At 66.8% G+C, this 18,729-nt stretch carries 19 protein-coding genes; 10 read left to right on the forward strand and 9 right to left on the reverse strand.

The annotated features are described in order from the left end of the window. Positions 1 to 2 precede the first annotated feature (2 nt). Together ACWEFV_RS24920 and ACWEFV_RS24925 are read right to left on the reverse strand one after the other, a co-directional pair. On the reverse strand, positions 3 to 1,862 hold the full coding sequence (locus ACWEFV_RS24920; protein ID WP_450072141.1) for a family 2A encapsulin nanocompartment cargo protein cysteine desulfurase: 1,860 nt from the start codon (positions 1,860 to 1,862) through the stop codon (positions 3 to 5). After that, positions 1,849 to 2,772 carry a family 2A encapsulin nanocompartment shell protein gene (locus tag ACWEFV_RS24925; protein ID WP_450072142.1) on the reverse strand — a complete coding sequence of 308 codons (924 nt, stop codon included), beginning with the start codon at positions 2,770 to 2,772 and terminating at the stop codon, positions 1,849 to 1,851. Before ACWEFV_RS24925 ends, ACWEFV_RS24920 begins: the two co-directional genes overlap by 14 nt. Positions 2,773 to 3,076: 304 nt before the next feature. Here ACWEFV_RS24925 and ACWEFV_RS24930 point away from each other — a divergent pair, with 304 nt between their 5' ends. From ACWEFV_RS24930 to ACWEFV_RS24945, 4 genes are all read left to right on the forward strand, one after another. Beyond that, complete coding sequence (locus ACWEFV_RS24930; RefSeq protein ID WP_450072143.1) at positions 3,077 to 4,381, forward strand: thioester domain-containing protein; 1,305 nt, start codon at positions 3,077 to 3,079, stop codon at positions 4,379 to 4,381. 334 nt (positions 4,382 to 4,715) lie between these two features. After that, on the forward strand, positions 4,716 to 5,240 hold the full coding sequence (locus ACWEFV_RS24935) for an ArsR/SmtB family transcription factor (protein WP_210115543.1): 525 nt from the start codon (positions 4,716 to 4,718) through the stop codon (positions 5,238 to 5,240). Next, positions 5,237 to 6,298, forward strand: a complete 1,062-nt coding sequence (locus tag ACWEFV_RS24940; RefSeq protein ID WP_450072144.1) for a serine hydrolase domain-containing protein — start codon at positions 5,237 to 5,239, stop codon at positions 6,296 to 6,298. Before ACWEFV_RS24935 ends, ACWEFV_RS24940 begins: the two co-directional genes overlap by 4 nt. Then, on the forward strand, positions 6,295 to 6,678 hold the full coding sequence (locus tag ACWEFV_RS24945) for a hypothetical protein (protein WP_450072145.1): 384 nt from the start codon (positions 6,295 to 6,297) through the stop codon (positions 6,676 to 6,678). Before ACWEFV_RS24940 ends, ACWEFV_RS24945 begins: the two co-directional genes overlap by 4 nt. 175 nt (positions 6,679 to 6,853) lie before the next feature. Here ACWEFV_RS24945 and ACWEFV_RS24950 read toward each other — a convergent pair whose 3' ends face one another. Continuing rightward, a complete protein-coding gene (locus tag ACWEFV_RS24950) occupies positions 6,854 to 8,884 on the reverse strand; it encodes a glycoside hydrolase family 15 protein (protein WP_135456227.1) in 2,031 nt (676 codons plus the stop codon). A 104-nt stretch (positions 8,885 to 8,988) separates the two neighbouring features. Here ACWEFV_RS24950 and ACWEFV_RS24955 point away from each other — a divergent pair, with 104 nt between their 5' ends. From ACWEFV_RS24955 to ACWEFV_RS24980, 6 genes are all read left to right on the forward strand, one after another. Further along, on the forward strand, positions 8,989 to 9,192 hold the full coding sequence (locus tag ACWEFV_RS24955) for a hypothetical protein (protein WP_036449190.1): 204 nt from the start codon (positions 8,989 to 8,991) through the stop codon (positions 9,190 to 9,192). 139 nt (positions 9,193 to 9,331) lie between these two features. Continuing rightward, a complete protein-coding gene (locus ACWEFV_RS24960) occupies positions 9,332 to 9,424 on the forward strand; it encodes an Ms4533A family Cys-rich leader peptide (protein ID WP_353588723.1) in 93 nt (30 codons plus the stop codon). Between the two features lie 131 nt (positions 9,425 to 9,555). Continuing rightward, on the forward strand, positions 9,556 to 10,626 hold the full coding sequence (locus ACWEFV_RS24965; protein WP_135456223.1) for a sulfate ABC transporter substrate-binding protein: 1,071 nt from the start codon (positions 9,556 to 9,558) through the stop codon (positions 10,624 to 10,626). Continuing rightward, the gene (gene cysT, locus ACWEFV_RS24970; RefSeq protein WP_135456221.1) at positions 10,623 to 11,486 is read left to right on the forward strand and encodes a sulfate ABC transporter permease subunit CysT; all 864 of its coding nucleotides are present in this window, start codon (positions 10,623 to 10,625) and stop codon (positions 11,484 to 11,486) included. Before ACWEFV_RS24965 ends, cysT begins: the two co-directional genes overlap by 4 nt. Further along, a complete protein-coding gene (gene cysW / locus ACWEFV_RS24975) occupies positions 11,483 to 12,304 on the forward strand; it encodes a sulfate ABC transporter permease subunit CysW (RefSeq protein ID WP_135456219.1) in 822 nt (273 codons plus the stop codon). The genes cysT and cysW overlap by 4 nt, the downstream gene beginning before the upstream one ends. A 22-nt stretch (positions 12,305 to 12,326) precedes the next feature. Continuing rightward, a complete protein-coding gene (locus ACWEFV_RS24980) occupies positions 12,327 to 13,412 on the forward strand; it encodes a sulfate/molybdate ABC transporter ATP-binding protein (RefSeq protein WP_450072146.1) in 1,086 nt (361 codons plus the stop codon). Between the two features lie 19 nt (positions 13,413 to 13,431). Here ACWEFV_RS24980 and ACWEFV_RS24985 read toward each other — a convergent pair whose 3' ends face one another. The 6 genes from ACWEFV_RS24985 to ACWEFV_RS25010 all read right to left on the reverse strand — a co-directional run bounded on the left by ACWEFV_RS24985 (position 13,432) and on the right by ACWEFV_RS25010 (position 18,723). Next, positions 13,432 to 13,692 (reverse strand): metal-sensitive transcriptional regulator, encoded by a 261-nt coding sequence (locus tag ACWEFV_RS24985; protein WP_135456218.1) that lies wholly within the window; start codon positions 13,690 to 13,692, stop codon positions 13,432 to 13,434. A gap of 64 nt (positions 13,693 to 13,756) precedes the next feature. Then, complete coding sequence (locus ACWEFV_RS24990; RefSeq protein WP_450072147.1) at positions 13,757 to 14,617, reverse strand: sulfite exporter TauE/SafE family protein; 861 nt, start codon at positions 14,615 to 14,617, stop codon at positions 13,757 to 13,759. Beyond that, positions 14,614 to 15,210 (reverse strand): rhodanese-like domain-containing protein, encoded by a 597-nt coding sequence (locus ACWEFV_RS24995; protein WP_450072148.1) that lies wholly within the window; start codon positions 15,208 to 15,210, stop codon positions 14,614 to 14,616. The genes ACWEFV_RS24990 and ACWEFV_RS24995 overlap by 4 nt, the downstream gene beginning before the upstream one ends. Next, positions 15,210 to 16,421 (reverse strand): NAD(P)/FAD-dependent oxidoreductase, encoded by a 1,212-nt coding sequence (locus ACWEFV_RS25000; protein WP_450072149.1) that lies wholly within the window; start codon positions 16,419 to 16,421, stop codon positions 15,210 to 15,212. The genes ACWEFV_RS24995 and ACWEFV_RS25000 overlap by 1 nt, the downstream gene beginning before the upstream one ends. A 64-nt stretch (positions 16,422 to 16,485) precedes the next feature. Further along, positions 16,486 to 17,865 (reverse strand): MBL fold metallo-hydrolase, encoded by a 1,380-nt coding sequence (locus ACWEFV_RS25005; RefSeq protein WP_450072150.1) that lies wholly within the window; start codon positions 17,863 to 17,865, stop codon positions 16,486 to 16,488. A gap of 144 nt (positions 17,866 to 18,009) precedes the next feature. After that, positions 18,010 to 18,723 (reverse strand): sirohydrochlorin chelatase, encoded by a 714-nt coding sequence (locus ACWEFV_RS25010; protein WP_450072151.1) that lies wholly within the window; start codon positions 18,721 to 18,723, stop codon positions 18,010 to 18,012. Between the last annotated feature and the right edge of the window lie 6 nt (positions 18,724 to 18,729).

Below are 18,729 nucleotides of genomic sequence, written 5' to 3' on the forward strand. Positions count from 1 at the left end.
GTCTAGGCGCTCCCCTCGGCGATCCGGCGCACCGCATCGATGAACACGTCGATCTCCTCGAAGGTGTTGTAGAACGCGAATGACGGCCGCACCGTGGCTTCCAGACCTAGACGGCGCAGGATCGGCTGGGCGCAATGATGCCCGGCCCGCACCGCAATGCCCTCGGCGTTGAGTGCCTTGCCGACTTCCAGCGGTTCATGCCCGGCCAGCACGAACGACAACACGCTGGCCTTCTCGTCGGCGGTTCCGACCAGTCGCACGCCCGGAATGGCAGCCAGTCGCGGGGTGGCGTACTCCAGCAAGGCGTGTTCGTAGGCCGCGATGCGTTCGATGCCGACCCGCTCCACGTAGCGCAGTGCCTCACCGAGCCCGACCGCGTCGGCGATGTTGCCGGTGCCGGCCTCGTACTTGTTCGGCGGGCCCTGGTACAGCGACCGGTCCAGGGTGACATCGGCGATCATGTTGCCGCCGCCCTGCCACGGCGGGGTCTCGGCGAGCACGTCCTCGCGGCCGTACAGGGCGCCGATTCCGGTGGGGCCGTAGATCTTGTGGCCGGAGAACACGAAGAAGTCGGCCCCGAGTTCGGTCACGTCGATCGGGATGTGCGGGATGGACTGGGCCCCGTCGATCAGCACTCTGGCGCCGTAGCGGTGGCCGAGTTCGACGATGGTCTTGACCGGGGTCACCGTGCCCAGCGCATTGGACACCTGGGTGGCGGCAACGAGTTTCGTGCGGGGCCCGAGCAGATCCTCGAACTCACTGAGCAGCAGGTTGCCCGCGTCGTCCACCGGCGCCACCTTCAGCACTGCGCCGGTCTGCTGTGAGATCAGCTGCCACGGAACGATATTGGCATGGTGCTCGAGGTGGGTGATGACGATTTCGTCGCCCGGGCCCAGATGCTTGCCGCCCCACGCGTAGGCCACCAGATTGATCGCCTCGGTGGTGCCGCGGACGAAGATGATTTCCTCGGCCTTCGACGCCCCGATGAAGCGGCGCACCGCTTCGCGCGCATCTTCGTACGCATCGGTGGCGCGGGCCGCCAGTTCGTGGGCAGCGCGGTGGATGTTGGAGTTCTCGTGCGCGTAGAAGTACGACAGCCGGTCGATGACCGACTGGGGCTTCTGGGTGGTGGCCGCGTTGTCGAACCAGATCAGCGGCTTGCCGTTGACGGTCTCACGCAGGATCGGGAAATCCGCGCGGATCGCGTTGACGTCGAAGATCTCGTGGTCATCACGCACGAACGGAACCGGCTCGGCTGCAACAGGATCGGTTGCAGGAGCCTGCAGGAAGTAGTAGCTCCCCGCATCCGCCGATGGTGCCGGCGATCCCGACCAGCCCAGATCCGGCACCGCGGGGACCGCGCCCGGCCAGGTCGGAGCCGACCGGCGTTCCCGGGGCGAGCGGAGCGACGGGGAGGGAGTGGGTGCCACCGGTGCCGGCGGGGGAGCGCTTGCCAGCACGCCGGGCACCGTCGGGACCAGACCCGTGGGGACCGCGAACGCCTCCAGGCCGCCGATGGGTGCGATAGGACTGGCCGCACTACCTCGGGGCGCGACCGGGACCACACCCGGAATACCTTCCGGCTCAGGCGTACTCGGTGCCGGTACGAAGACCTCCGGCACCGACACGAATTCGGCCGGAGTCGCCGGATGGGCCAAGCCGGCCGCAGCGGCGCCCGCTGATGACGCCGAGGTCGTATCCGGCGCCACCCCGCGCGGGGCGACCTGACTCGTCGCAGGTGGACTGTCTGGACCCGGCCGGAAGCTCGTCGCGAACAGCTGTGACGCCAGCGCGGTCAACTCGGCCGCGCTGATCGGCAGGTCACCTTCGGCGTCTACCGATCTGTACTCACTTGTACTCATGGAAGTGGTCCACTCCGACGTCCTCGAGGACCGCCAGCGCGTCGTCGGTGAGCACAGCCAGCGACGAGTACAGGGTCACCAGGTAGGACGCGATCGCCGACCGGTTGATGCCGGTGAACCGCACCGACAGGCCGGGGGCCTGCTCACCGACCAGCCCCGGCTGGAACAGGCCGACCACCCCCTGGCGCTCCTCACCGGTGCGCACCAGGATGAACTTGGTTTTGCCGTCCTCGACGGGGACCTTGTCCGAGGGCACGATCGGGATGCCGCGCCAGGTGATGAACTGGGCGCCGAACAGGCTGACGACTGGCGGGGGCACGCCGCGGCGGGTGGCCTCGCGGCCGAATGCCGCCACGCCCAGTGGATTGGTCAGGAAGAACGCCGGGGTCTTCCACACCTTCGTGATCAGCGAATCCAGGTCGTCGGGGGTGGGAGTGCCGCGCAGGGTCTGGATGGTCTGCTCCGGCGTCACCTGCGACAGCAACCCGTACTCGGGGTTGTTGACCAGCTCGAACTCCTGGCGCTCCTTGATCGTCTCGATGGTCAGCCGCAGCTGCTGGGCCACCTGGTCGTGCGGGCTGGAGTACAGGTCGGACACCCGGGTGTGCACGTCGAGCAGCGTCGAGATCGAGCGCAGCGTGTACTCGCGCGGACTGGTCTCGTAGTCCACGTAGGTCTCGGGCAGCGGCTCTTCGGTACCCGCGCCTTCCTCCGAGTGGATCGCCACCCGGTCGGGGTTGACCACCCGGTTCACCCGGTAGATGCCCGCCTCGACCGGCACCCAGCTCAGCAGATGCAGCAGAAACCGCGGGGTGATGGTGGAGAGCTGGGGAACGGTCTTGGTCGCATTCGCCAGCTGACGGGCGGCGAGATCGCCGAGTGCCTGTGATTCGTTCTGTGCGGACGTCACGGGTCCAACCTCCAACCGGTCAAAGTGGGTGTGGGCGGCAACGATACGGCCGAAACGTATCCACGACAGTGTTTAGCGCGTGGACGATTCAAACTCGTCACCAATGTGTGAACTGGGCATTGCTGCCCACTTGCCGTATGGTGGGCCGCATGCAACAGGTCGAATCGCTGCGCGCCGCCATCGTGCGCTGCCTCGACGTGCGTTGTTGTTGTTGATTTTCTGACGCCCTCCTCTGCGTCGTCCGCCCGCTTTCTCGCGGTGCGTTGATGTGCGCGTATCCGGCCTTCAAGAAAGTCAACCCGTCATGTCTGTCCTGTCTGTAGCTGATTCCCGAGTCGAACTCCCGGCGTCCGGCCCGGTCGCCGTGCGCACGCGGATCCGTCCCCGCCGGACCGACCCGACGCCGATGACGCGTTACCGCGGTGGCACTTATTCGCACACCGTGGACACCGTGGTTTTCACCGACGGAACCTCGGCGCGCACCGACCTGATCAGGCTGAATCCAAATGTCGAGGCCTACTCGCTGGACTTCGCCGGCATCGCGCCCACCCGGCCGTCGCGGTATGAGGCCGCCACCTGGTCAGCTGTGCCCAACCTGCGCGCCCGGTCCTATGAGGCCGAGGTGGACTGGATCGTCCGCAACTCGTTTCCCACCCTCGGCACGGCTGAACTGAGCCGCCGGGTGCGGGCGGCCGGGGTGCCGCTGGGAGCGGCCAACCTGGCCGAACACGAGGCGATCGCGGCCACTCAGGCGGCCATCTGGTTGTTCACGAACGGACTGGCGCTGGACAACCGGCCGCGCAACGAACCGACGAGGGCTTACCCCGATGCCGACGCCATCGTGTTCGAGTTCGACGGGGCCCCCCAGTTGGGCGGCTACACGGTCGAATTGGAATCGACCGCCGCGGTGTCGTTGGTGCTGCAGAAGTCGCACGACCGCGAGCGGTGGGAGGACGTGGCGGCCTCGGGACTCAATGTCGCCGCGGGCCGTGGCACACATCGAAGGACCCTCGGGGTCGGCAGCACCGTGTCCTCGACCCGGCCCGGCCGTGGCCAACAGGGCTACCGGTACTACCGGCTCGCCGTCCTGGCTGACCGTGGCGCGCTGGTTCGGTTCACTGATATTCGGTTCTGGCTCAACGGATCTGGCGTGTATGCCAACTCCGACCGCGTCGTGCACCTGTACAACTACCTCACCGCCGGGGCCAGGGCGGCCCGGCGCGCCACGGCGCCCACCGCACTGTCGGCCGACGACGCGGTGGTCGAGGCCGGGCTGATCGGGCCGTTCCGGTTGCGGGCCACCGACAGTGCGGCGCTCGCGGTGTCGCACGGGTCGGTCGTCGATCCCGCCGGTCGGGAATTGAGCGGCGCGGTGCAACCCGGTGACGAGTTCTTTCTGCGGGTGCCCCCGGGCGTCGGTCAGCTCACGGTGACCGTGCGCGTCCCGGCCACCCCGGCCGGCTTCGGCGGCCGCGTGATCACCGGAGTCGCCCAGGGCGGTACGAGCGGACTCACCCCGGTGGTCCTGGTGACCCCGGCCCAGCTGGAGGTCGAGTTCGACGTCCAGTTCGACGCCGCCTGGGCGGATCCGCTGACCCGTAGCGCCTAGCTGTCGTGACCCGGGAGGTTGTTGACGGCGTGCCTGCTTGAAAGTGGGAGGACCTCCTGACGGAGTGGATGTGTCTGGCATTCACCCGTAGGAAGTCCTCGTGTCTCACGCTAACGCCCGCACCAATCTGTTCGCTCGCCGCTGAACTCGGTCTCAATCCCTCAACGGTTGGCAGGATCCTGGCCCGTCACCAGGTACCGCATTTGTCTGCGATCGACCCCATCACTGGCCAGTCGGTGCGCTCATCGCGGCGCAGCGGATCGCGTCGTCATCATGGTGAGCCGCCTACCAGCAGATATCCGTTATTACGTAATTATGTACTACCGTCACTTGCGTGGAGAGCTTCGAAGAACGGTTCGCACGCATCGAGCAACGTCTCGCCGTCATCGAGGAGCGCGTCGTTGTGGAGCGCGTCGCCGACGGGTCCGCCAGGGAGGAGGAGCGCACCCGACCGGGTGCGCTCGCAGCGCTGGAGGACCTCAAATCGCGACTCGACCCGCCCGGCGGTGTGACCTATGCCGGCTGGATCGAACGCGGCGGGCAGCCGTTGCAGTGGCAGTTCGGTCACACCCTCACTGACCTCGAGGAGAATGACTGGACGTCTCTTGCAGAGCGGTTCGATGCGCTGGGCAACCCCGTACGACTGAAGCTGCTCCAGTTGGTGTGGGCAGGCCATGAGACCGTGGCCGATCTCACCGGGCAGGAGGGGATCGGCACGACCGGACAGGTCTACCACCACCTCAACGCGTTGGTCGCCGTTGGATGGCTGATCCAGAGCACACGAGGTCGGTACACGGTGCCGGCAGATCGGGTGGTACCGCTACTCGTGATCCTCTCCGCGGCGCGGGGTATCGCATGAGACTGCCGCCGCGCACGTGTGCCGCCGCCCTCGGCGCGATGATCGTCCTCGCGGTGGGAATCGTCAGCCGTCCCACCCCGCCCACACTCGGTCCGGCCACTGGCGACCCCGAACTCATCGCCCGGGTTGCATCGCTCCTGCACGGGCTGCGCGACCGCGTTAGCGTCGTGTACATCCGCGACCGTGCATTGACAGAGGCACACTTCGGCGCCGATTCGAACACCGTCTACGAGATCGGATCGATCACGAAGACCATGACCTCTCTGGTCTTTGCAGAAGCCGTGGAGGCGGGTGAGCTGACACCCGACACCCCGCTGGGGAGCCTGCTCGACCTGGGCGGCAGTGCGGTAGCCGACGTAACGCTCGAGGAACTTGCCAGCCACCGGTCGGGCCTGCCGCGGATCGCCAACCGGCCGCGAGATCTGGCCGGCGCCAGTCTTGCCGTGCTGCGGCACCGCAATCCCTACACAGCCGACGCCGCGACGCTGCTCACCCAGGCGCGCTCAGCGAATCTCTCTGGGCGCGGCTCCTTTTCGTATTCGAACCTGGGCGTAGCCCTGCTCGGCGAGGCGCTCGCCGAGCACGCCGGGACCAACTACCCGGCAATGCTCGACCGCCACCTGTTCCAACCGCTCGGGATGACACGCTCCTTCACCCCACTCTCCGCATCAGAGTTGTCCTCGGATGCGCCGACCGGTTGGAGCGCGAAAGGCCAACCCGAGCAGGCGTGGCCCCTGAACGCGTACGCGCCCGCCGGCGGGGTGCGCTCGACACCGGCGGACATGGCGCGTTACGCACAGGCCCTGCTCGACCGCCGCGCACCGGGCCTCAGTGCGCTCGACCCACGCTGGGAGGTGGGCAATGACATCCGGGTGGGCCGCGCATGGTTCACTCACCGGTTCGGCGACGTGGACCTCACTTGGCACGACGGCGGCACAGCAGGGTTCTCCAGCATGCTCGCCCTCGACCGCGAGCACGCCGCGGCGGTGGTCGTCCTGGCGAACAGTGCCGTCGGCGTAGATGAGATCGCCATCCGCATCCTGGTCGATGCGGCATGACAGATACCGTCACCGTGGTGGTAAACCTCGCCGTAGCGGCCTCATTGCTGGCGATCCCCGCGGCATACACCCTCACCGCCTGGCGCGAACGCGCGCGCGAACAGAGAAACCGACGCGGCACCGATGACCGGTTGACTGTGCTTACGACGAGCAGCGCCGCCGTCGCCCTCCTGGCGCTGGCGCGCGCCCAGGCCGACTGGAGTCAGTTGCCCGTAGCAATCTGGATCGGCGCCGTGGCCACCCTTGCGCTCGGGGCCGCCGGCAGGATTCGGCGCCTGCCGGATCTGCCCTGGGTCGCACGGCATTCCAGCTGGCGGCTTGCCAAAATTGCGACAACCGCTGTGATTTCGATTGCACTCCTCGCGCTGACCGTAAGCTGAGCCGTCTCCTGGTGACTAGCGGGCAGCGACGATGGTTACACCGCCAGGCTCCCATCTAGCTGTGGCCCAACAGGATTCGGAATGCCGGGCCAGGATGGCGAATGCGTGCGCCTGACAACAACGTGTCAGGTCACGACAGCTAGCCGCCCACATCTGTAGAACGTAGGCCTCCGGCCTACATCGGCGCGTTGGCGGGCTGGAAGACCCCGGAACTGTCGGATTCCTCCTCGGCGCGGATGACGTGCACCACGGCGTTGATCTGGGCCAGGTGGGTGAACGCCTGCGGGAAGTTGCCGAGGTGGCGACCGGTGCGCGGCTCGATCTCCTCGGCGTACAGATGCAGCGGGCTGGCGAACGACAGCAACCGCTCCAGCAGGTGCTTGGCCCGGCTCACCTCGCCGATCTCGACCAGCGCGGACACCAGCCAGAACGAACAGATGGTGAAGGTGCCCTCTTCGCCGGACAGGCCGTCGTCGGTCTCCTCGACCCGGTAGCGCAGCACCAGGCCGTTCTCGGTGAGCTCGTCGGCGATCGCCAGCACGGTGGCCCGCACCCGGGGGTCGTCCGAGGGCAGGAACCGCGTCAACACCGCCAGCAGCAGCGACGCGTCCAGCGCGGGATCGCCGTAGCGCTGAGTGAGCACGCCGCGGGAATCCACCCCGCGGGCCAGGATGTCGGCCTTGATCTCCTCGGCGGTCGCCCGCCACTGCTGCGCGTAGCTCTTCTCGCCCTGCAGCTCGGCCAGCTTCGAACCGCGATCCAGCGCCACCCAGCACATGATCTTGCTGGAGGTGAAGTGCTGCGGTTCGCCACGCACCTCCCAGATGCCGCGGTCGGGTTCCTTCCAGTGCTTGATGGCTTCCTCGACCTGGTTCTTCAGCACCGGCCACAGCGCCTCGGGAATCTGCTCCCGTGATTTGGCGTGCAGGTACACCGAATCGAGCATGGTGCCCCAGATGTCGTGCTGCATCTGGTTGTAGGCACCGTTGCCGATCCGCACCGGCCGGGCGTTGTCGTAGCCCGACAGGTGGTGCAGTTCTTCTTCGACGAGGCTGCGCTCGCCACCGACCCCGTACATCACCTGCAGTGGGTGGCGTTCGCCGTTGTTGGCACCGGACACATCGGCGATGAACGAGAAGAAATCGTCGGCTTCCCGGTCCAGTCCGAGCGTGTACAGGCCCCACAGTGCGAATGTGGAGTCGCGAATCCACGAGTAGCGGTAGTCCCAGTTACGTTCGCCCTGAGGGGTTTCCGGCAGTGACGTGGTGGGTGCGGCCAGCAGGGCTCCGGTCGGCGAGTAGGTCAGGCCCTTGAGCGTCAGCGCGCTGCGCTGCAGGTACGACCGCCACGGATGATCGGGGAAGTCGCCGATGTTGATCCACTGCCGCCACGACTCACTGGTCTTCCACATCTTCTCGGCGGCTTCGTCGAAGGTCTGTGGGGCCGGGTGCTTGGACCAGCTCAGCGCGACGAACACGTTGTCGCCCTCGGTGAGCCGCGTGCGGGCACGGGCCTCACGGCCCTCGATACCGATCCGCAGATTGGAGGTAAGCCGCAGCGTGGGGTGTGAATCTGGGTTGCGGCTGGCGCGCGCGATGGCTTCGCCGTAGGCCGGGCCGGAGTACTCCCATGACGCACCGACCCGGTGGTAGTCGAACGCGGGTTCGCAATTCATCACGAGTTCGACGGTGCCGCTGACACAGCGCACGGTGCGCAGCAGGATGTGCTCGGCGTCCCAGTCCATCGGGGTGCGCCGATGCGTGCGTGAGCGGGAGTCGATGTCGTGCCATGGGCCCATCACCAGCGCGTCGCGCACGATCAGCCAGCCGGTGTGGGTCTGCCAGGTGGTCTCCAGGATCAGGCTGCCCGGCAGGTAGCGCCGCGCCGAGGGAACGGTCACACCGTAGGGACCGAGCCGGAAGTGGCCCGCGCTGCGGTCCAGGATGGCGCCGAACACGCTGGGGGAGTCTGGCCGGGGGACACACAGCCATTCCACCGAGCCGGCCGAGGAGATCAGGCAGGTGTTCTCGCAGTCGGACAGGAAGCCGTAGTCGGCGATCGGCGGGAACGGGTTCCGCAGCGACCCGGCCGACGTGTAGGGCACCGGGGCGGTCACCGTCAGCGGTGCCTCGGGTGCCTTGGGAGTGTCAGATGTCTTGTCGAGTGCCGCGACGACATCCGTGGGCTCGGTGTGTTGCAGGACCATCCGAACATCATCATCTGCGGATACAGGTGTCGTCTACCCAAGCGACGCGTGTCGAATGTTACGGGCGGGACGGGGCCGATCAGGTGATCGCCTAGGCTTGCCCCATGGCGGCAATCCTGAACTGGTGGGACGGCGTCGAACTGTGGCTGACCGGGCTGCCGTTCGTCGTACAGACCGCTGTGGTGATGCCGGTGGTGTTGGCATTGGCTTATGGCAGCGCAGTGGTGCTCGACGGCGCGCTGGGCTGGGGAATCACGGGGTTGCACCGGCTGCGCCACGCCCCGGCAGACGAGGTGGAGTCCGAGTGAACGGTATGCCGCGCTCACGTGTCACGTTGATCTTGATTCTGCTGGTCGTCCTGGTCATCGTGATGTGGTTGCTGACCCGCTAGCCGCGAGACACATCGCTCGACGGGCGCGACGCCGGAATTCTGTTATTCTTCGCGCCATGCATTCAGCGTCCGGCAAGACTGAGAGCCATGTCTTGGCTCTCATTGCCGTGGGTTCACGCGCTGTTGCTGACGTCGCCTGTTGTCGCTGACTCCAACCCGTCCGCGGTTTGGTGTCGGTGGCGGCTCTGTGCCCGGATGCTCCTCTCTTGCCTCCCTCGCCTCCATTGCCTTTCCGCCTGACGGACCTCGCAATGTCCGCTGTCCGCAAGAAAGGTCATCAGTGCCCGTTTACAGATCCAACCTCAGCCGGTTCCTACGGTCCTCCTCGCGTGCGGGGCTCTGGCGAACTGCCACCGTCCTCGCCACCACCGGCGTGCTCGCCGTCGGCTGCGGCGGCGGTGCCAGCGATGTCGCCGGCGGTGACCAGGGCGCCGCAGGTGCCGACACCACGCTGACGCTCGTCGCCTACGCAGTGCCCGAACCGGGCTGGAGCAAGATCATCCCGGCATTCGCCGCCACCGAAGAAGGCAAGGGCGTCGCGGTGCGGACGTCGTACGGCGCCTCGGGCGACCAGTCCCGGGCCGTGGCCGACGGCAAGCCGGCCGACATCGTCAACTTCTCCGTGGAGCCCGACGTCACCCGGTTGGTCAAGGCCGACAAGGTGGCCGACGACTGGAGCGCAGGCAACACCAAGGGCGTCCCGTTCGGTTCTGTGGTGTCATTAGTGGTGCGCAAGGGTAACCCCAAGGGCATCAAGGACTGGGATGACCTGCTGCAGCCCGGGCTCGAGGTGGTCACCCCGAGCCCGCTGAGTTCGGGTTCGGCCAAGTGGAACCTGCTGGCGCCGTACGCGGCAAAGAGCAACGGAGGCAAGGACTCCGCGGCCGGTCTCGACTTCGTCAACAAGCTGGTGACCGAGCACGTCAAGACCCGTCCGGGTTCGGGCCGAGAGGCCACCGACGTGTTTCTGCAGGGCACCGGCGACGTGCTGATCAGCTACGAGAACGAGGCGATCAACGTCGAGCGGCAGGGCAAGGATGTGGAGCACATCAATCCGCCTCAGACCTTCAAGATCGAAAACCCGGTGGCCGTCGTCAAGACCAGTCCTCACGCCGACAAGGCCAAGGCGCTGGCGAACTTCCTGCTCACCCCCGAGGGGCAGAAGCTGTGGGCCGAGGCCGGATTCCGTCCGATCGACCCCGCGGTGGCGGCGGACTTCGCCAAGGACTTCCCGACGCCGGAGAAGCTGTGGACCATCGCTGATCTCGGCGGATGGAAAGAGGTCGACCCGGCGTTGTTCGACAAGGAAAACGGCTCGATCACCAAGATCTACAAGCAGGCGACTGGATGACTTCTGTAGCCCAGCCCGATTCGGCTGTGCCCGCGCCGGGGGATTCCACCCCCGGCGCGCGGCCCGGCCGCTACGGCAGCACCTCACTGCGCGTGGGTGCAGCTTCGATCTGGTTGAGCGTCATCGTGCTGCTGCCGTTGGCGGCCATCCTGTGGCAGGCGGCCGGTGGCGGGTGGAACGCCTTCTGGCTGGCCGTCACGTCCAACGCGGCGATGGAATCTTTCCGGGTGACGCTGACCATCTCGGCCGGCGTCACCGTGGTGAACCTGTTCTTCGGGCTGGTGGTGGCCTGGGTGCTGACTCGCGATGACTTCCCCGGTAAGCGGTTGGTCGACTCGGTGATCGACCTGCCGTTCGCCCTGCCGACGATCGTGGCGAGCCTGGTGATGCTGGCGCTGTACGGCCCGGCCAGCCCGGTCGGGCTGCACCTGCAGCACACCAAATGGGGTGTGGGCGTCGCGTTGCTGTTCGTCACGTTGCCGTTCGTGGTGCGCTCGGTGCAGCCGGTGCTGATCGAGCTCGACCAGGAGACCGAAGAGGCGGCCGCCTCGCTGGGCGCCAATAACCGGGTGATCTTCGTGAAGGTGATCCTGCCGGCATTGCTGCCGTCTCTGCTGTCGGGTGCGGGCCTGGCGTTCTCCCGGGCCATCGGCGAGTTCGGCTCGGTGGTGCTGATCGGTGGTGCGGTACCGGGCGAGACCGAGGTGTCCTCACAGTGGATCCGGACCCTGATCGAAAACGACGACCGCACCGGTGCCGCGGCGATCTCCATTGTGCTGCTGCTGATCTCGTTCGTGGTGCTGTTCGTGCTGCGCGCGGTGGGTTCGCGTGCGGCCAAACGTCAGGAGCTTTCGGCATGACGCTCTCACCGTCGGTGCGTTACCTGCTGCGCTTTCTGGCCCTGGCTTATGTGGCGGTGCTGGTGGTGGTCCCGGTCGGGCTGATCCTGTGGCGGACCTTCAGCCCTGGTGTCGGAGCGTTCTTCGCATCGGTGGGCACACCCGCGGCCATCTCGGCGCTGCAACTGTCGCTACTGGTGGTGGCAATCGTGGTGCCGCTGAACGTGTTGTTCGGCGTTCCTACGGCCCTGGTGTTGGCGCGCAACCGGTTTCGCGGCAAGAGTGCCCTGCAGGCCGTCATCGACCTGCCGTTCGCGGTGTCACCGGTGGTCGTGGGTGTCGCGCTGATCCTGCTGTGGGGTTCAGCGGGACTGCTCGGCTTCGTCGAGAACAACCTCGGGCTCAAGATCATCTTCGGTTTCCCCGGCATCGTGCTGGCCAGCATCTTCGTCACGGTCCCGTTCGTGATCCGTGAGGTCGAACCGGTGTTGCACGAGATCGGCACCGATCAGGAGGAAGCCGCCGCGACGCTGGGGTCGACCTGGTGGCAGACGTTCTGGCGGATCACGCTGCCGTCGATCCGGTGGGGCCTGACATACGGGATCGTGCTGACCATCGCCCGCACGCTGGGGGAGTTCGGTGCGGTGATCATGGTGTCCTCGAACTTGCCGGGCACCTCCCAGACGCTGACCCTGCTGGTGGCCGACCGCTACAACCGCGGCACCGCCGAATCGGTGTACGGGGCGTACGCCATCTCGACTTTGCTCATGGCGGTTGCCGTGGTGGTCCTGGTTGTCCAGGTGATCCTCGACCGACGCCGAACCAAGGCCGCGCAGTAGGCCCGAGAAGGAGACAAGAGCTATGACCGACGCGATCGTGGTTCGGGGCGCCAACAAGCATTACGGCGAATTTGCGGCGCTCGACAACATCGACTTCGAAGTGCCGTCAGGTTCGTTGACCGCGCTGCTGGGCCCGAGTGGTTCGGGCAAGTCCACGCTGCTGCGCGCCATCGCGGGCCTGGATCAGCCTGACAGCGGCACCATCACCATCAACGGGCACGACGTCACCGGGGTGCCGCCGCAGCGCCGCGGGATCGGGTTCGTGTTCCAGCACTATGCGGCGTTCAAACATCTGACCGTCCGCGACAACGTGGCATTCGGCCTCAAGATCCGGAAGCGTCCCAAGGCTGAGGTCAAGGAGAAGGTCGACAATCTCCTGGAAGTGGTGGGGCTGGCCGGTTTCCAGACCCGCTACCCCAACCAGCTCTCCGGTGGTCAGCGTCAGCGCATGGCGCTCGCGCGGGCGTTGGCAGTGGATCCGCAGGTGCTGTTGCTCGACGAGCCGTTCGGGGCGTTGGACGCCAAGGTTCGTGACGATCTGCGCACCTGGCTGCGCCGTCTGCACGACGAGGTGCACGTCACCACGGTGCTGGTGACCCACGACCAGGCCGAGGCGCTCGATGTGGCGGACCGGATCGCGGTACTCAACAAAGGGCGTATCGAGCAGGTCGGCTCACCGACCGAGGTCTACGACGAGCCCGCGAACGCGTTCGTGATGTCGTTTCTGGGTGCGGTGTCGGAGCTGAACGGAATCCTGGTGCGTCCGCACGACATTCGTGTCGGCCGTAACCCGGAGTTGGCCGTCGCGGCAGGCGATGGCACCGCCGAGGCCACCGGGGTGCTGCGGGCCACCATCGACCGGATCGTGATGCTCGGATTCGAGGTGCGGGTCGAATTGACCGGCGCCGCAACCCATGTCCCGTTCACCGCGCAGATCACCCGCGGTGACGCCGAGGCGCTGGGGCTGCGGGAGGGCGACACGGTCTATGTGCGCGCGACGCGCGTTCCTCAGATTGCCGGGGGCGTGCAGATTCCGGCGCGTGGCGAAGAGCCATCGACGGACTCCGAGAAGACCAACGACGAGGATGAGGCGCTGACCGTCAGCTGAGACGGTCAGGCCCACCCGGTCAGGCCAGGGTCAGGAACAACTTCTCCAGCTCGGCGACGTCCATGGTTTCGTCGCTGTTGCCGTTGATGCATTCGCGCAGACTGGTTGCGACAATCTTGAATCCGGCACGGTCCAATGCGCGGGACACCGCGGCGAGCTGGGTGACGACGTCCTTGCAGTCGCGGCCCTGCTCGATCATCGCGATAACGCCCGAGAGCTGTCCCTGGGCACGGCGCAGCCGGTTGAGGATGGCGGAGATCGATTCCTCGTCGCAGATCATGTTGTACCCCTTCAAAGTTGGGCTTGTTGACTACCATCATACCCACGGGGGTATGTGTGTATGGTCATGTTGTCGTAGCGGGTGGACCGAAAAGCCATCGCAGCGGACACCACCCGAGGCGGGCGCAGGTCAGGTTGCCGAGGCCGGCCAGTACGGTCAGACCGGCCGCGGTGAGCCCGACGACGGGGTGGACTTCCTGGCCGAGGATCAGCGACGCCATCAACAACACGAACCAGCCGAAGGCCCGGCGTACCGCGTCGGGGTCGACGCGCGTGGTCAGGCGGGTGCCCAGCAGGCTGCCCAGCACCGCCGCGGCGGTGATTGCGCCGGCGATCGTCCAGTCGATCGGCACGGTGCTCAGATGTCCGGCCAGACCTGCGGCCGAGTTCATCGTGATCACCAGCAATGAGGTTCCGACCGCGACGGGCATGGGCAGGCCGCCCAGCAGGGCAAGGGCGGGCACCACGAGGAATCCGCCGCCTGCCCCGACGGCGCCGGTCACCACCCCGACCCCGAGCCCCATCAGCAGAACCTTGGCGACCGGCATCGTCTGCGTCGTCGGTGCGCACGCCTTGCGGCCCTTGATCATTGCGATCCCGGTGGCGGCCATGACCACCGTGAAGGCGATCAGCAATACCGAACCGGCGACGACATAACTCAGCAGCCCGCCCAGGTACGCGCCGACCATGCCGGCCGCCCCGAACATCAGGCCGCTGCGCCACTGCACGCGGCCGGCGCGCGCATGTGACAGGGTGCTGACCGCGCTGGTGACCCCGACGACCAGCAGCGAGGTGGCGATCGCCTGCTTGGCCTCCATGCCGGCCACATATGCCAGCAGCGGAACGGTCAGGATCGAGCCGCCCCCGCCGAGGAGCCCGAGGGACACCCCGACCAGGACGGCCAGCGCGACAGCGACGGCGATCACGCCAACGCGCCGGAAGGTGTTTGTTTGGAACCGATCAGCTGCTCCACGACGCTCTGGGCATCACAGGAAACACCCCGGTTATACGGCAGCTTCGCCAGCATCATGCCCATCGCGCAGGTGTTCGTCAGCGCCGCGGTCGTCAATCCGGTCCCGATGGCAGCGGCGACCCATTTCAGCTTGGGTGCCGCAATGCTGCCCAGGACGCTGCTGAGCACGATCGACCCCGCAACCAGGCGGACCTGACGTTCCAGATCCCACCGCTGCGCGCCGCGGCGAACCCCGAATCCCTTGTCCTGCCAGGCGGTCATGCCGCCCTCGAGGATCGAGACATTCGGCAGGCCGGCGTCCCGCAGGGTCTGCCCGGCGGTGCTCGCGCGCTGCCCCGAGCGACAGATCAGCACGACGTCCTCGTCCAGATGCTGGGCGATCTCGTCGCGGTGTTCCTGCAGCAGATCCAGCGGCACGTTGTAGGCGCCCGGGATATGGGCGGTTTCGAACTCACCGGGGGTGCGGACATCGATCAGCCGCGGGCCGGCACCGGCCTGCCTGAGTTCATTCAGTTCGGCGGCATCGAGGATTGACGAGGCGGACATCAGGCAAGACCTTTCAGCATCAGGTTCCAGTACATGGCGGGCAGCCCGTACTTCTTCAGCAACCAGTACGGCCGGTGCGGTTTGACCGGATCGAGTAGGGGGAAGGAGGGTTTGAGTGCGAAGTCGTAGTCGAACTCTGCGAGCAGCATCTCGCGTGAGGACGTGACGATCGGGCAGGACGCGTAGCCGTCGTACGACCCGGTGAGCGGGCGTCCGCGCAGTACCGCATCGATGTTCTCCACGACAGCGGGCGCCTGCTTACGAATGGCCGCACCGGTTTTCGAGTTCGGCGACGATCCCGCATCACCGAGTGCGAACACGTTCGGGTAGCGGACGTGCTGCATCGTGTGCTTGTCGATGTCGACATACCCGTTGGCGTCCCCGCCGACATGGCTCGTGGACAGCGGGCTGGTCTTGATCCAGTCCGGTGCCGACTGATGCGGGACCGCGTGGAGTACGTCGTAGGGGAGGACGGCGTCCGTGCCATCCGCCACGCTGGTCATCGTGACCTTGCGGGACGCCGAATCGATGGACCGCACTTCGCTTCCGGTGTGCAGGGTGATGCCGTAGTCGGCGATGACCTTGTCCAGGTTGTCGGCGATCGCGGGGATGCCGAAGATCCGCGGGGTCGGGACCACCAGGTGCACGTCGATCTTGTCGAGCACACCCTGCCGCTGCCAGTGGTCGCAGGCCAGGTAAGCGATCTTCTGAGGTGCGCCGGCGCACTTGATCGGCCCGGACGGCATGGTGAACACTGCGGTGCCGGACCGGGTGTTGCGGATGAATTCCCATGTGCGCGGGGCGAGATCGAAGCGGTAGTTGGACGACACACCGTCCTTGCCCAGCGTGTCGGTCAGACCCTCGGTGCGCTCCCAGTCGAGCTGGATGCCCGGGCATACGACCAGCACGTCGTAGGAGTAGGTCGCACCATCGGTACACGTGACCGTGTTGGCGTCCGGATCGACGGCTGTCACCGCGCTCTTGATCCAGGTGGCGCCCCGCGGCATGACCGAGGCTTCGGCACGCTCGGTTTCGGCGGCCGTGGCCTGGCCGCCGCCGACCAGCGTCCACAACGGCTGGTAGTAGTGCTTGTCGGACGGCTCGATGATCGCCACGTCGGTGTAGTGCTTGCGCAGCAACCGGGCCGCCACGGTGATTCCGGCCGTGCCGCCGCCGACGATCAGGACCTCATGCCTGCGTGAGGTGGACATACCTGTTCTGTCTTCCTATCTCTCAAACGGGTTGTACTGCATCCAGATTGGGCGGGATGTTGGCTCAGGCGGTTTGGGTGCTTTCCGCCCAGGCGCCGTAGCCACCGAGGATGTCGCTGACATCGGCGAAACCGCGCCGGCGCAGCAGGCTGGCCGCCACCGATGAGCGGTAGCCGCCGGCGCAGTAGACCACGGTCGGGCGGGCGGGATCCAATTCGCCGGTCCGGTCCGGCAGCTGGCCCACCGGAATGTTGACCGCGCCCGGGATCATGCCCGCCTCGGTCTCGCCGGGATTGCGCACGTCGACGATCTGCAGATCCGCGACCGTGGCAGCGCGCTCGCCGAAGGCGGTGGCGGTCAACCGTGAGGCGACCGTCACATCGTCCTGGTGCTCGAACATCGTCCGCTCCGGGTTGTCGATGTAACCCAGCACACGGTCGAATCCGATGCGGGCCAGCCGGTTTTTGCCTTCACGTTCTTCGCCCGGGTCGGTGACCAGCACGATGTCGGCGTCGGGTTTGACCACCGAGCCGGCGAATTCGGCGTAGCGCCCGGCGAGTCCGATGTTGATTGCGTTGCGCAAATGGCCCAGCGCGAAGTCCTCGGGGCTGCGGCCGTCGATCAACATGGCTCCGTTTGCGACGGCGTCGGTGGCCCGGTCGTAGTCCAGTGCCTCTGGCGTGGCCTCCTCGTCCAGCAGCGCGCGGTCCTTGCGGTTGAGGATCGCGTCGTACACGAAGTAGCCCGGGGCGGGCGGCTGGCCGGCGGTGACCAACTCGACGAAGGACTCCTTGTCGGGTGCGCGCAGCGCGTAGTTGGTCTGCTTCTGCTCACCCATGGTGGACGACAGCTCGGTGGACAGGTTCTTGCCACAGGCCGAACCCGCTCCGTGTGCCGGGAAGACCCGGGTGGCATCGGGCAGCGGCAACAGCTTCTCGTGCAACGAGTGGTAGAGCTTGTCTGCCAGCTCGTCTCGGGTGAATCCGATCGAGGCCAGCAGGTCGGGCCGGCCGACATCGCCGATGAACAGGGTGTCGCCGGTCAGGACACCGTAGGGCACTGCGTCGTCGGCGTGCTCGTAGACCACGATGCTCATCGACTCGGGGGTGTGGCCCGGGGTGTGGCGGAATTCCAGGACCACCTCGCCCAGTGAAATGCGTTGGCCGTCTTCGACCCCCATGTGATCGAACTCCGGCTTGGCGACTGACGAGTACACGATCTTGGCGCCGGTGGCTTCGGCCAGCTCGAGGTGGCCGGACAGGAAGTCGGCGTGGAAGTGGGTCTCGATCACGAGGGTGATCTGCATGCCGAGCTTCTCGGCATCGGCGACATACTCAGAGACGTCGCGCTGCGGGTCGACGACCACGGCGCGCCCGGATGACTCATCGCCGATCAGGTACGACGCGTGCGACAGGCAGTCCAGGTAGTACTGGATGAACTTCATTGTTCGACTCCTCGGTGAGCGGTCTGCATACCTAGGGGGGTATACCAACAAGTTCGAATATACCCCTTGGGGTATAGGAGTCAAGCCGACAAAGACGCCCCCGGGGTGGTGTCCGGGGGCGTGACTGCGCTGAGAATGGCGGGGTCAGGCGGCGAAGCCGGTGCTGCGTGCGGCCAGCGCCTCTTCGTAACGGTCCAGCACCGTGGCCGCCACCAAGCGGTGCGGCCCGAGTGGTTCGGCCATCGGAATGCCTGCGGCGCAGGCGAATTCGGCAACCCGGTCCGTGATGCGACCGTGCGCCAGGAACCAGGGGGCGATCACCAGGCGGCGGGCGCCGCGTCGGCGCAAGCTATCGGCGGCCTCGGGCAGGGCCGGCGTCTGCCCTGTGGCGAACGCCACCTGGGTACCGGCCCAGCGGGTGCCCTCGGCCAACGCACCGGCCAGGGCGGCGGTACGCGCATTGGCGGCCGGGTGGGACGAGCCCACCCCGACCAGGATCACGCCGAGGTCGGCGTCGAACCGGGACACACCCACCGACGTCAGCCGCTCCCGCACCACCTGCAGCAGCCGGGGGTCGTCGCCGAGCACATCGGCCTGCGTCACCTCGGCGCCGGAGTTGGCGATCAGCTCGGGAATGTCGACCCGGGCGTGATAGGCGCTGCCCAGCAGCAGTGGCACCACCACGGCGCCCGGTTCGACATCGGGCAGCACCTCGGTGAGGTTGGGCGCGTTCTGTTCGCAGAACGCGACCCGTACCTCGGTGTCCGGCAGTAGGCGGCGCAGATGTCCGCCGATGGCGTGCGCGTTCGCCGACGAACGCGGGTCCGCGCTGCCGTGTGCGGTGAGAACGAGTGTCACGGCTTC

The organism is Mycobacterium sp. NPDC004974 (assembly GCF_053600815.1).